The following is a 12,492-nucleotide window of genomic DNA, read 5'->3' as shown; positions in this document are numbered from 1 at the left end:
CCTCCTTACACCGGGACAATATCTTTTTCAAAAATCTCTGTGGGAATTGCCACCGTACAGCAAACATTGGGAATATCGACAATCCCACTAACGCGACCTTCTACCGGCGCACAACTCAATAATAAATAAGCCTGTTCTCGGGTAAAGCCAAACTTAGTCAAATATTCAATCGCATTCAAACAAGCCCGCCGATAAGCCACATGAGCATCCATATAATACTGTTTTCCATCAAACTCATCCACAGAAATCCCTTCAAACACTAAATATTCAGAATAGCGAGGTTCAACCGGGCCAGGCTTAAAAATGGGGTTAACCATACCATACTTATCCATTCCGCCCTTAATCACATCCACATGGAGATCAATATAGCCAGCCATCTCGATCGCGCCACAGAAGGTAATCTCCCCATCTCCTTGCGAGAAGTGAATATCCCCCATAGACAATTTCGCCCCATCCACATAAACAGGGAAATAAATTTTTGATCCCCGAGACAAATTCTTGATATCACAATTTCCCCCATGTTCCCGAGGAGGAACAGTTCTTGCCGCTTCAGCAGCCGCTTGTTCAAATTCAGAACCCTTTAATCCCCCTAAAACTGCATTTTCAGGATTCGGTAAAGTCGCCAAAGGCGGAACACGATTTGGATCACTTGCCACTAACTCTCGTTCCCGTTTATTCCACTTTGCCAGCAACTCATGAGACGGCGCACAACCAATTAACCCCGGATGAGTAATGCCAGCAAATTTTACCCCTGGAATATGACGAGACGTAGTGTAAATTCCCTGAAAATCCCAAATTGCCTTATTTGCTGTCGGGAAATGTTCCGTGAGAAACCCTCCCCCATTTTCTTGGGCAAAAATCCCTGTAAAGCCCCACTCATGTTCTTGAAATGCCCCAATATCGAGAATATCCACCACCAGAATATCCCCTGGCTGCGCGCCCTCAACACGAATTGGGCCACTGAGAACATGAACCACACTCAAATCAACATCCCGAATATCATTCGGATTATCATCATTTTTAATTTGCCCATCTGTCCAATCCTTGCATTCAATGCGAAAAACATCCCCCGGCTTGACCGATGCCACAGGGGGAATATCAGGATGCCAACGATTATGACCCGGCATTTCCTGTTCGTGCATAGGCTTGGTTAAATCAACCTTAAAAAGTGTTTCTGGCATCCTCTTTGACCTTGCTTATTTTACTTGTAATTCTGAACAGTCTCTCATGCTTAATGTGGGAAAAATGTAGCTTGCAATACAATCTATAGCAATTTTTACTCTTTATAAAGTAAACTAAAATGGATCAATAATTTAGAGGATAAAAAAATCGTGTTTTTTTTATTTATTGCGGAAAAACTGCTATAATTTAAACTTAGTAATTGATTATTCTCTAAAAATTCATATTGTTGTAGTATCAATAAAAAATGTTACAATTTCTTTATTTATTATTGTCAGCATATTTTTATTGAGCTTAATTGGGGTTCGGCTCTTTTTTCTACAAAATAAAACCAAATCTTCCAACGTTGAAAACGATTTAAATCGTGTCTCTTCTGTAGATTTTAATCGTGAGACAATCACTTTAGAATTAGAACATCAACAAACTGAGTTACAAAAAATTCTTGATGAATATCAAAACAGTGTTCCTGTGGCAAGTAGTTCTGTTGTCATTGACTTAAACGATCATGTTAGGGCAACTGCCAATGCAGATGATCAATTTGTCGCGGCGAGTTTATATAAGTTGTTTGTTGCTTATGCTGTTTATGACAAAATTGATCGCGGTGAAATGACTTATGAACAACAAGTTCCTAATAGTAGCTTTACGGTTGAGGCTTGTTTACAGGCAATGATTGCCGCTTCTGATAACGAATGTGGCTTTGAACTGGGGAATTTAGTGGACTGGACACAGTTAGACCAAAAACTGCAAAACGAAGGCTACACTGACACAAAACTGGATAATTATGATGAAAAGGGTGACCTTGATGGCGATAAGAAAACCAGTGCTAGAGATGTAGCCCAACTATTGTATAACCTTTATCAAGGGAGATTAGTGAGTCCAGAAAGTAGAGAACACTTCTTAACGATCTTAAATAAACAACAGCGTGATGATCGCTTACCTCAAGGCTTACCTCAAAATACCGATATTGCCCACAAAACAGGGGAACTTGAAGACCATAGACATGATGCTGGTCTGATTACAGAAGGAGAAAACCAATACATTGCAGTGATGTTAACAGCAGGATGGGAAAACCCTTCTCAGGAAGCTCCCCCAATTTTCCGAGATTTTTCTCAAACCCTAGCAACGTATTTTCGATATCAGTAATTTGGGGGATTTTTATTAAACTGCCAAGTATTGATTAACTAAAGAATCAGTTAACTCTTCTGTTTCGCCTTGAGCAACGATAACTCCTTTTTCCATCATAAAAAACTTTTCTGCAAGTTGCCGAGCAAAGTCAATTTTCTGTTCAATGACTAAGACAGTAATTTCTTTCTCCTTATTAATTCGTTTGAGAGTATCTTCAATTTCTTGGACAATCGAAGGTTGAATTCCCTCAGTTGGTTCATCAAGTAACATTAACTTGGGATTAGACATTAACCCTCTAGCAATGGCTAATTGTTGCTGTTGTCCCCCACTGAGTAATCCTCCTTGACGGGAAAGATGTTCCTTTAACATGGGGAAAAAGTCGAAAATTTCCTCAGGAATCTTTTTGCTTTTTTTGCCACTAGCTGCCATCCCTAGTTTTAGATTGTCTAACACAGACAAATAAGGGATAATTTCTCGCCCTTGGGGAATATAAGCAATGCCATATTTTGCCCGCTTAAAAGTAGGCATTTTACTAATATCATCAGCATCAAAAATAATACTGCCTTTAGTTAAGGAATTTAAGCCGATAATACTCCGTAATAAGGTTGTTTTTCCTACCCCATTACGCCCCAACAAACAGGCTAACTCTCCCTTATTAATTTGCATAGAAATATCAAATAAAACTGGGGTCGGCCCATAGCCAGCAGTAACATTAGATAATTCAAGCAGCGACATCGATTTGTTCACGACCGAGATAGACCTCCACAACTTTTGGATTATTTTGAACCTCTTGAACACTTCCCTCAGCAAGGGTTTGTCCCTGGTGTAGTACCACGACCCGTTGGGCAATTTGTTTAACAAATTCCATATCGTGTTCGATAACCACAACCGCATGGAATTCTGACATTAATTTAATAATTTCTCCTGTGGCGTAGGTTTCTTCAGGAGTCATGCCCGCCGTTGGTTCATCTAATAACACCACTGAGGGATCTTGGGCTAATACCATGCCAATTTCTACCCATTGTTTTTGCCCGTGAGAAAGGGAAGAAACTGGGGTTTCTGCATATTCCGTTAAGCCAATGCGCTCTAAAACTGAGGTAATTTTATGGCGCTTCATGGTGGTTAATTTAGAGGTAATAGAAGCAAGAATCCCGTGAGAACCTTTCAATGCTAGCAATAGGTTTTCAAAAACAGTTAGCTCATTGTAAACATTAGGATTTTGGAATTTGCGACCAATGCCCATCCGAGCAATTTCAGAGGGAAAGCGATTAGTAATGTCTTTGCCTTGATATTCAATCGTACCGCTTGCCACTGCAGATTTACTGACAATTGCATCTAGGAGGGTACTTTTGCCAGCCCCATTGGGGCCAATAATAGTCACAATTTCGCGATCGCCAACTTCAAGGTTAACCCCTTTCAGGGCTTTAAATCCAGAAAATTCAACTTGTAAGTCTTTAATTGAAAGAATAGTCGCCATAATATAACTCCTTATTGATTTTGGTCATTCCGTAAGCGTTTGATAATCATTTGGAAACCCTTTTGTAAAGGACTCAGCCAATCGAGTAATTGCGCTTGTAAGTAGCCTGCAGAAGAACTAGAAGGAGCCGGTTTAGCAGCCATTTGAGTAAAATTAAATCTTCTTGGTAACAGACTAATTAATCCATTGGGGATAAATAAAACCACAATCAGTAAGACAATCCCGATAATTAATTGCCAGTCATCAATGGCTCGTTCTGCGTATTCCCCAACAAAACCTAAAAATAACGCTGCTACCAAGGGGCCCACTAAACTGCCTCGCCCCCCAATCGCTACCCAAATTACAATTTGCGTTCCAAAAGTAACAGCTAAATAGACAGGTGAAATAAAGCGGTTTAATCCTACAAAGAGTCCGCCTGCGATTCCTGCTATGGCTGCTGAGAGAGTCCAAATAAAAATTTTATAGTGAGCAATGTTATACCCCAAGAACATTACTCGATTTTCATTTTCTTTAATGGAGCGTAGCACTAGCCCCAGTTTTGTTCGAGTCAACCACCAACTAAATAGGAAAACTGCTGTGGTAAAAACCAGACATAACCAATAAATTTGGTTTAATGATAAAGGCACTCCAAAAATACTGAAAAGAGCAAGATCAGTAATGCCATTTGTTCCTCCCGTATAAGGCTGTTGACTAATAAAAAACGTAGTCATTGCCGAGGAAAGGGCAAGCGTAATGATGGTAATATAAACGCCAGTCGCTCGGGAGTTAAAAATAAACCAACCAATAATGAAGGCAAATCCTGCAGGAAGCGCCACCATGGCAATTAAGGCAACAGGATAATACTGCAAAGGAGCAATAAACCAAGGCAACTCCTCTAAGCCACTCCAGACCATAAAGTTTGGCAGAGTCACTTCTCCATCCCCCTCGACTGTGAGTTTTAAGTGATAGGCAATCATGTAGCCCCCTAGGGAGAAAAATACCCCTTGAGCAAAACTTAAGATGCCAGTGAACCCCCAAACCAAGTCTAACGACACAGCAAGAGAGGCAAATAGTAGCAGTTTCGCAACGAGAGAAAGTTGAAAGCCACCAATAAAATAGGGGAGTAAGGCAAAGATTACAAAAACGATGCTTGTAATCAGGATGAGTTTGTAGGGAAAATTCGCTTCTTTCACGCCGCGAAGTGCTTGTGTCATAGTCGCAAATCCTTATAAGCCTAATGTTAGTCCATTACTAACTTCGTTTTTGTACTGTAAATAACCCTTCTGGACGATAGCGGATAAGCACAATCACCCCTAGTAAAATAATGACTCGGGCAGTGGGATCATTGGTAAAGTAGGCAATCATGGCATTACCTTCTCCAATTAAAATCGCTCCTGCGAGAGTGCCAAATAATTGATCCACCCCACCAGCAACAACCACCATCCAAGAATCGAGTAAATAATTTTGACCCATTTCGGGAGCAACGGTACTAAAAGCAGACATCACTGTGCCAGCAATCCCTGCTAAACCGCAACCATAGGCAAAGGTGAGTAAATCAACTAATTTGGTATTAACGCCCAAACATTCTGCCATTTGTCGATTCTGCGTCACAGCCCGCATTTTTCGCCCTAACCCTGTGCCATAGAGAAGCAATGCTGTCAGGAAGAGTAAGGCAAGGGCAATGCCAATAATGAAAAGGCGATAATAAGATAGGGTAATATCACTGCTATCTTCAACGGATAATAAGGTCACACTCCCCGATAAATAAGGGGGCGATTGTACATACTGCTGTTGTGCGCCAAATAAGAGTCGTATCACTCCTCGTAAGACAATACTCAAGCCCCAAGTCGCCAGTAGGGTTTCTAGAGGACGACCATAAAGCCGACGAATGACGCTTACTTCCGTTATTGCGCCTACTAGACCAGCGATGAGAAATGAGATGGGAATGCTCATTACTAAATCTAACCCGAGTGCATCTTGCACCAAAAGGCTGGAATAAGCCCCTACAGTAATGAACTCTCCATGAGCGAGATTAATAATCCGCATTACCCCAAAGGTAATCGCCAAGCCGAGAGCCGTTAAAAGCAAAATCCCGACAATACTAAGCCCACTGACGAATTGGTTGAGTAGGGGCAAGGCATTAGCAAATACCAAACAGTTAACCACAACTGACTCCTTACTTACTGAAATTTATACATCGAGATAAGTCGTTTCTAGCTCTTCATCCGTCTCGACAATGCCACCACTGCGGTCATCAGGTTGGGGGTGTTGACACATCCGCCCAGGATATAAGGCTTGACTCCAAGGAATAGGCTTAATGGCTGCCGGGCTAGAAAATTGAATATCGGCTTGTCCTTCTGAGTTCCAGCGGGCGATACGGGCATAAAGATAAGCATGGTAATTATCTTCGTCAACTTTTACTTTTCCTTGAGGTGCTTGAAATTCTTGCCCGCGAGTCGCTTCTCGTAAGGTTTCAGTAGTAATTTCATCCCCGGCCTCTAGAATGTCTTTCATTGCTTGCGCCATGAAGAAAGTTTGAATGTAAGCTGCTTCCATTACCCCATTAGTGACGCGATTGTCACCGAACATTTCTTTAAACTCTTGGACAAATATTTCATTTTCTGGGCTTTCTACGCTTTGGAAGTAGTTAAAACTGGTGTAGTGACCCTCTGCAAATTCTGCACCCATAGCTTGAATTTCTTCTTCGGTAGTGGGATAAGCCATGATGGGAATCTGATCAGGAGTAATGCCAGCGTCTCGGTACTGACGATAAAAGGCAGGAATACTGTCACCAACGATATTACTTAAAACAAAATCAGGTTGGGCTTGCTGAATCCGATTGATGATGGTGCTAAATTCAGTGGTTCCTAACTCGGCATATTCTTCACCCACTGACTCTCCACCGAGTTCTTCTAACTCTGCTATGGCAATGCGATTACTTTCTCGGGGATAGACATAATCGGAACCAACGAAGAAAGCCCGGGGGCCAAAGTTTTCATAGCAATAAGGAATAGAGTCAGTTACCTGCTGGTTGGGAGCAGCTCCCGTATAGAAGACATTGGAACTACACTCATTGCCCTCGTAATAGACAGGATAGTAGAGGATAGAATCTTCCCCTTCAAATACAGGGAGAACTGCCAAACGACTGGCAGAGGTATAACATCCCAGCACACATTTCACTTCATCATCATTGATTAAGCGTCGTGCCATCTGGTTATATAAGTCCCAGTCGGAGTCTGGATTCACTACAACCGGTTGAATTTTGCGACCGTTAATCCCCTCTCCATTGCCTTCCCAGGGGCCTGTTCCGCTATTAATTTGGTCAATGGCAAGAAAGGTTGCTTCTTGAAGTGATTTTTCTACAATGGCAATTTCACCAGTTGTGGAATATAAGACACCAACGGGAATCGGATTCTCACCAAAATCATCATCTAGAGGCCCTGTACCCTCGCCTCCACCATTAAAGCCATTACACGCTGCTAGCATTCCTGTGCCGACTGCTAGAGAACTATACTGCAAGAATTTACGGCGAGAAGTTCTTCCTAAGCCTAGATTGTAATAAAAACGCTTGTTTGTCATTATTCACCCTTAATAATTGAAAACGTTTGGGCAAAATGCTCAACCTTTAATTAAAGTTGTGATTTGATGCTATTTGCCAGACAAGATTAAGGGTTTATTAAGCAATAAACAGTATTCTAGAATACACTTTCTACATCTTTTTTTACTTTTCCTGCAACTCGTCTAAACGGGCTAAGACTTCTTGACTATGAATGGGGGGCTTTACGCCGATAAAAATTTCTCTTAGAATCCCCTCAGGATCAATGAGATAGGTATGACGTAGCGATCTAATTCCTAGCCATGAGCCATAGGTTTTACTCACGGAACCATTTGTGTCGGCAAGCAGGGGAAACTCAATTCCCACTTCCTCACAAAATTCTTCATGAGACTGGACATCATCACCACTGACACCAATAATTTGGGCATTCCGCGCCTGATACTTCTCTAAATCTTTTTGGAAGTTTTTGGCTTCGAGGGTACAACCAGAGGTGAAGTCTTTGGGGTAGAAATATAAAACCACCCATTGCCCTCGGTAATCTGATAGGGAAACTTCTCCGTTTCCGTTATTCGTGGGAAGGGTAAATTCTGGGGCGGGTTCATTGAGAGGAGGTTTCTTTCCGCCTAAGGCTTGGGCGTTAGGAAGAAAACAGAAGAAGGCTAGACTTAGGCTTAACCCTAAAATAAGGAGATAACGACGGGACATAACGGTTCTGGAATACAAGCGCCTAACTTTAAAATATAGCAATTTTCAACCGAGAGAAAATTGGAATATTCCTTGTTGCACCCAACCAAACAGGGCAAAAAAAAGTTAAAATCTCACCAGATTTTGTCATGATACCCTCAGAAACTGAAAAATTTAGGAGTGAGTAATGCGTATTCTTAATTTCGTGGTAATTTTTGCTAGCGGGTTAGCCTTAGTCTTATTTAGCATCGAGAATACAGAATTGGTAACAATTCAAATTATTCCGGGGTATCGTGTCCAAGCCCCCCTAGCCATTGAGTTAATTTTAGCGATGGGACTGGGAGCCACCTTAGCTTGGCTATACAGCATCTGGAGTCGTTTAGCTCGTCAAATTGCTACTTTTGGGCAAAAGCGGGAGTTAAAAAAAAAGGAAAAGGAATTAGAAAACTTGAGTAAAGATGTGGAAACTTATAAAAGCCAGTTAGAAGAACAGCAAAAAAGCTTACCGCAAGGGGAAGAAGCATCGCCAAATGAGTCATAATGAAGCCTGATCCTAACTTGGAAGCGAGAAAAGAAAATACTGCTGATCTTGCCATTAATCTTCTGATTGATCTTGCCCAACAGGGAGAAATTGATCCTTGGGATGTGGATGTCATTAAGGTGGTGGATCGCTTTTTCCAAGAAATTAATGCACTTAATCCTGATCGTGATCAACAAACAAACTTACCACAATCAGGACAGGCATTTCTTTGGGCTTCGATGTTAGTGTCTTTAAAAGCTGATACTCTAGAAGCCCTTGCAGAAGAACCAGAATGGGAGTCAGAAGAAACTGTTTCTGAAGAGGAAGAAGAGAGTCAGAGGCGAAAGCTACCTCAGAAATTAGAACATTGTATTCGTCGTCGTGGTAGTGCGCCTCCTCCGAAAAAAAGACGAGTTACACTTTCAGAATTAATTACTCAAATTCAGGATTTAGCCACAGAAATAGAAAGCAATGGGGGGAAATCTTCTTCTAATTCCTCTAAAAAACAGGGAAAACGAGAAACTGCCCGCATGATCTCTCACTTAGCCCATAATGAAAATTTAACAGAACTTGCTACAGAATTAGAACAATTTTTAATGGCTCAGATCAAGCAAGTTCAGCCTCAAAATTGGCTCACTTTAGAGGAATTAGTGCAGTGGTGGGAAACAGAAAGGGAAGGAGAAACGTCTCAATCCCATCGCGTGGGAGTTTTTTGGGCTTTATTACTTCTTTCTTCTCAATCGAAGGTGGAATTATCTCAGGAAGCATTTTATCAAGATCTTAATTTACGTTTGCTCATCAACGAAGATTAAAGAATCTCAACAAGAGAGGCGACGCTTATGAGAAAATTAGTTTAAGTATTGTAGTGTGAGAACAAATTTCTCTCTGTGAGAATCGCTACAATGCAGTTTAATAGAGATTTCTTCTATTTAGCCGAAGAAAGCAGAATTAAGTCAGCGCATCAGAAAATTTAGGAGTAAATGCCGATGAAAGCCATGATTTTGGCCGCGGGAAAAGGAACTCGGGTTCGACCCATTACTTATACAATTCCCAAACCATTAATTCCCATTTTACAAAAGCCAGTGATGGAGTTCTTGTTGGAACTGTTGCGACAACATGGCTTTGATCAGATTATGGTCAATGTGAGTCATTTAGCGCATGAGATTGAAAGTTATTTTCGTGATGGGCAGCGCTTTGGGGTTGATATTGCTTATTCTTTTGAAGGACGTATTGTCGATGGGGAATTAGTGGGAGAAGCCTTGGGATCGGCTGGCGGAATTCGGCGTATTCAAGATTTTAATAAGTTTTTTGATGATACTTTTGTGGTTTTGTGTGGGGATGCTTTAATTGATTTAGATTTAACCGAGGCAGTGAAACAACATAAGGAAAGAGGCGCGATCGCGACGATTGTTACTAAAGAAGTTCCTCAAGATAAGGTATCTAGCTATGGGGTGGTTGTCACTGATGAGGAGAATCGCATTATTGCCTTCCAAGAAAAACCTTCTATGGATGAGGCTCTTAGTAATAAAATTAATACAGGGATTTACATTTTAGAACCAGAGGTTATTGATTATATTCCTCCGCAACAGGTTTATGATCTCGGTAGCGATCTTTTCCCAAAATTAGTGGAGGCAGGTGCGCCTTTTTATTCGGTTCCCATGGACTTTCAATGGGTAGATATTGGTAAAGTTCCTGACTACTGGCACACGATTCGAGGAGTGCTTTTAGGAGAAATTAACAATGTGGAGATTCCAGGAACAGAAGTTGCGCCAGGAATTCATACGGGGTTAAATGTTGCCGTAAACTGGGATAAGGTAGATATCACGGGTCCTGTTTATATTGGTGGCATGACTCGCATTGAAGATGGGGCAACGATTGTTGGTCCGGCAATGATTGGTCCCAATTGCTGGATTTGTAGCGGGGCAACGGTAAAAAATAGTGTTATCTTTGAATATTCTCGTTTGGGGCCAAAAGTGCGTCTGGTGGATAAGTTGGTCTTTGGACGTTACTGTGTGGATAAAACGGGAACCACTATTGATGTGCAAGCGGCGGCGTTGGATTGGTTGATTACAGATTCTAGACAAACGCCACCGAAATATGAGTTAAAAGAACAAGAGGCGATCGCGCAGTTACTGATTGGTGAGTAAAAGCACTTAGGTTGGGAGAGTTAATCCAGCCTTGATTGTTCTATCTAAGCCAATCGTTTTTCTAGATATTGACCAATCATAATTTCTTCCCCGGCACGGGAGATAATGGTCTGACGAGTGCGATAACGGTCGCTGATTAACTTTAATTCTTCTTCAAACACTGAACCGTTGTATTCTGTCCGCAAACAGAGAGTTTTGGGATTGGGAAAGTAAAAGTCAGCAGTAACTGGGGTGGCAATGGCAAAACCGCGATCGCGATAAAGGGTATTTCCTAAAGCCCCAAATAAGGTGGAATCCTCCGACTGTTTGCGCCCTGTGCTGTCATCGGTACTTTGCCAACTCACCTTTGCCCCACAAATGAGGGTTTCTGAGGTGAAATAATGGAGTTTTTCTAACTCCACTAATTCTTTAGATCCCGGTTCTAAAAACTCTACCCAAATCTCACTGGTAACTTCTTTTGTTTTTCCCTCAGGTAGAGTGTAATAACGGCGTTGAGAATGCCATTGCCCTGCTGTGGTACGGAAAAACTGGGCGATTAAAGGTTTGGTTTGGATTGATAACGCGTTGGGTTGTGATTTCACTGATATCCTTATGACTAATGGCTGTTACCAAAAAAACTATAGTTTTTTGGCTTTACCTTTACAATAATTAATAATATCGGAAATGGCTTCCCTCTGTTGTAATAAATTTTGCAGAAATTAAATAAAGAGAGTGGAATATGGCAAAAGTAGCCTTAAAAGATGTATCTAGGTATTATGGAAACACGAGCGCGATCGCCGATATATCGCTCACCATTGAAGATGGACAGTTTTGTGTTTTAGTTGGACGCTCTGGTTGTGGCAAATCCACCCTTTTAAGAACCATAGCCGGTTTAGAAGCGGTTAGCCAAGGGAGCATTTACATCAATGATCGTCGCGTCAATGACTTACCAGCACGAAATCGAGATGTTGCCATGGTCTTCCAAAACTATGCCCTCTACCCTCACTTTACCGTTGCTGAAAACTTGGGCTTCGGCTTAAAGATGCGGAAAACGGACAAAAAAACCATTAATCAACAAGTGAAAACCATCGCTCAATCTCTAGGTATTGCCCATCTCCTGCAACGTAAACCGAAACAACTTTCTGGAGGGCAACAACAGCGAGTTGCACTAGGACGCGCTATTATTCGGCAACCTCAGGCTTTTTTATTAGATGAACCCCTCTCTAACCTCGATACTCAACTACGAGAAGAAACTCGTGCTGAACTGAAACGCTTGCATCAAGAACTTAAAATCACTACCATTTACGTTACCCATGATCAAGTTGAAGCCATGACCCTAGCAGAAAAATTAGTGGTACTAGATGAAGGAAAAATTCAGCAGATTGGGAGCCCAGAAGAGGTATATAATAATCCAGCTAATATGATGGTTGCTGGTTTCTTAGGAAACCCTCCCATGAATTTAATTAAGGCTCAATACCAAGATGGGGAATTACAAATTGGGAAGCAAACTGTTTCTATTCCTGAAAACTTAAATAACCACCAGTTGTCTCATCAAAATAAAGTATATTTGGGAATTCGTCCTGAAGCTATTTCAGATATTTCTTCCTCTGAAATGCCTGATATGGCAAAATTAACCCTGCAAATTGAACTCATAGAACCCTTAGGGCGTGAAACGTTACTTAGAGGGAAAATTCCAGAAACAGAAGAAGTCATTAATTTTTTTGTTTCTGGAACTTGGTCAGGAAAACCGAAAGACCAGTTAACTGTTGCAGTAGATTTAAAGCAGGTCTTTATTTTTAACGAAATTAATGGTGAGAGAATAGTATAAATTGTTGAATAAAAACTA

General features: G+C 41.3%; 13 protein-coding genes. 5 read left to right on the top strand and 8 right to left on the bottom strand.

Annotated elements, in window-relative coordinates; all coding sequences use genetic code 11:
• Positions 1–5: 5 nt before the first annotated feature.
• Entirely contained in the window at positions 6–1,181 is a 1,176-nt protein-coding gene (gene fmdA / locus FRE64_RS09030; protein WP_146295726.1) for a formamidase, read from the bottom strand.
• A 286-nt stretch (positions 1,182–1,467) separates the two neighbouring features.
• On the opposite strand from fmdA, the gene FRE64_RS09025 reads away from it, so the two are divergent.
• Positions 1,468–2,322: a serine hydrolase gene (locus FRE64_RS09025; protein ID WP_186708751.1), complete on the top strand. Its 855-nt coding sequence runs from the start codon at positions 1,468–1,470 to the stop codon at positions 2,320–2,322.
• Between the two features lie 15 nt (positions 2,323–2,337).
• On the opposite strand, the gene urtE is transcribed toward FRE64_RS09025, so the two are convergent.
• The 6 genes from urtE to FRE64_RS08995 form a co-directional block, all read right to left on the bottom strand.
• Entirely contained in the window at positions 2,338–3,039 is a 702-nt protein-coding gene (gene urtE / locus FRE64_RS09020; RefSeq protein WP_146295723.1) for an urea ABC transporter ATP-binding subunit UrtE, read from the bottom strand.
• Complete coding sequence (gene urtD / locus FRE64_RS09015) at positions 3,026–3,781, bottom strand: urea ABC transporter ATP-binding protein UrtD (protein WP_146295721.1); 756 nt, start codon at positions 3,779–3,781, stop codon at positions 3,026–3,028. Before urtD ends, urtE begins: the two co-directional genes overlap by 14 nt.
• An 11-nt stretch (positions 3,782–3,792) precedes the next feature.
• Positions 3,793–4,974 carry an urea ABC transporter permease subunit UrtC gene (urtC, locus tag FRE64_RS09010; protein ID WP_146295719.1) on the bottom strand — a complete coding sequence of 394 codons (1,182 nt, stop codon included), beginning with the start codon at positions 4,972–4,974 and terminating at the stop codon, positions 3,793–3,795.
• Positions 4,975–5,011: 37 nt separating this feature from the next.
• Complete coding sequence (gene urtB, locus FRE64_RS09005; protein ID WP_246140279.1) at positions 5,012–5,926, bottom strand: urea ABC transporter permease subunit UrtB; 915 nt, start codon at positions 5,924–5,926, stop codon at positions 5,012–5,014.
• Between the two features lie 24 nt (positions 5,927–5,950).
• Entirely contained in the window at positions 5,951–7,339 is a 1,389-nt protein-coding gene (locus FRE64_RS09000; RefSeq protein WP_146295715.1) for an ABC transporter substrate-binding protein, read from the bottom strand.
• 142 nt (positions 7,340–7,481) lie between these two features.
• On the bottom strand, positions 7,482–8,021 hold the full coding sequence (locus tag FRE64_RS08995; protein ID WP_146295713.1) for a peroxiredoxin: 540 nt from the start codon (positions 8,019–8,021) through the stop codon (positions 7,482–7,484).
• A 166-nt stretch (positions 8,022–8,187) separates the two neighbouring features.
• On the opposite strand from FRE64_RS08995, the gene FRE64_RS08990 reads away from it, so the two are divergent.
• The 3 genes from FRE64_RS08990 (at position 8,188) to FRE64_RS08980 (ending at position 10,667) form a co-directional block, all read left to right on the top strand.
• Complete coding sequence (locus tag FRE64_RS08990) at positions 8,188–8,541, top strand: LapA family protein (protein ID WP_146295712.1); 354 nt, start codon at positions 8,188–8,190, stop codon at positions 8,539–8,541.
• The gene (locus tag FRE64_RS08985; RefSeq protein WP_146295710.1) at positions 8,541–9,332 is read left to right on the top strand and encodes a segregation/condensation protein A; all 792 of its coding nucleotides are present in this window, start codon (positions 8,541–8,543) and stop codon (positions 9,330–9,332) included. The genes FRE64_RS08990 and FRE64_RS08985 overlap by 1 nt, the downstream gene beginning before the upstream one ends.
• A 174-nt stretch (positions 9,333–9,506) precedes the next feature.
• Positions 9,507–10,667, top strand: a complete 1,161-nt coding sequence (locus FRE64_RS08980) for a sugar phosphate nucleotidyltransferase (RefSeq protein WP_146295708.1) — start codon at positions 9,507–9,509, stop codon at positions 10,665–10,667.
• 44 nt (positions 10,668–10,711) lie between these two features.
• Here FRE64_RS08980 and FRE64_RS08975 read toward each other — a convergent pair whose 3' ends face one another.
• Positions 10,712–11,248, bottom strand: coding sequence for a phycobiliprotein lyase (locus tag FRE64_RS08975; protein WP_146295706.1), 537 nt, complete (start codon positions 11,246–11,248; stop codon positions 10,712–10,714).
• A 137-nt stretch (positions 11,249–11,385) separates the two neighbouring features.
• On the opposite strand from FRE64_RS08975, the gene FRE64_RS08970 reads away from it, so the two are divergent.
• On the top strand, positions 11,386–12,474 hold the full coding sequence (locus FRE64_RS08970) for an ABC transporter ATP-binding protein (protein ID WP_146295704.1): 1,089 nt from the start codon (positions 11,386–11,388) through the stop codon (positions 12,472–12,474).
• The last annotated feature ends 18 nt before the right edge of the window (positions 12,475–12,492 follow it).

Source organism: Euhalothece natronophila Z-M001, from assembly GCF_007904085.1.
Taxonomy (GTDB): domain Bacteria; phylum Cyanobacteriota; class Cyanobacteriia; order Cyanobacteriales; family Rubidibacteraceae; genus Halothece; species Halothece natronophila.
This window is presented reverse-complemented; position numbering and strand designations above follow the sequence as displayed.

Bases quoted from the DNA above. Each gene is read 5' to 3' on its own strand.
- urtE (WP_146295723.1), bottom strand. From the start codon at position 3,039: ATGTCGCTGCTTGAATTATCTAATGTTACTGCTGGCTATGGGCCGACC.
- FRE64_RS08980 (WP_146295708.1), top strand. From the start codon at position 9,507: ATGAAAGCCATGATTTTGGCCGCGGGAAAAGGAACTCGGGTTCGACCC.
- FRE64_RS08985 (WP_146295710.1), top strand. From the start codon at position 8,541: ATGAAGCCTGATCCTAACTTGGAAGCGAGAAAAGAAAATACTGCTGAT.
- FRE64_RS09000 (WP_146295715.1), bottom strand. From the start codon at position 7,339: ATGACAAACAAGCGTTTTTATTACAATCTAGGCTTAGGAAGAACTTCT.
- FRE64_RS08970 (WP_146295704.1), top strand. From the start codon at position 11,386: ATGGCAAAAGTAGCCTTAAAAGATGTATCTAGGTATTATGGAAACACG.
- urtC (WP_146295719.1), bottom strand. From the start codon at position 4,974: ATGACACAAGCACTTCGCGGCGTGAAAGAAGCGAATTTTCCCTACAAA.
- urtD (WP_146295721.1), bottom strand. From the start codon at position 3,781: ATGGCGACTATTCTTTCAATTAAAGACTTACAAGTTGAATTTTCTGGA.
- fmdA (WP_146295726.1), bottom strand. From the start codon at position 1,181: ATGCCAGAAACACTTTTTAAGGTTGATTTAACCAAGCCTATGCACGAA.
- FRE64_RS08990 (WP_146295712.1), top strand. From the start codon at position 8,188: ATGCGTATTCTTAATTTCGTGGTAATTTTTGCTAGCGGGTTAGCCTTA.
- FRE64_RS08995 (WP_146295713.1), bottom strand. From the start codon at position 8,021: ATGTCCCGTCGTTATCTCCTTATTTTAGGGTTAAGCCTAAGTCTAGCC.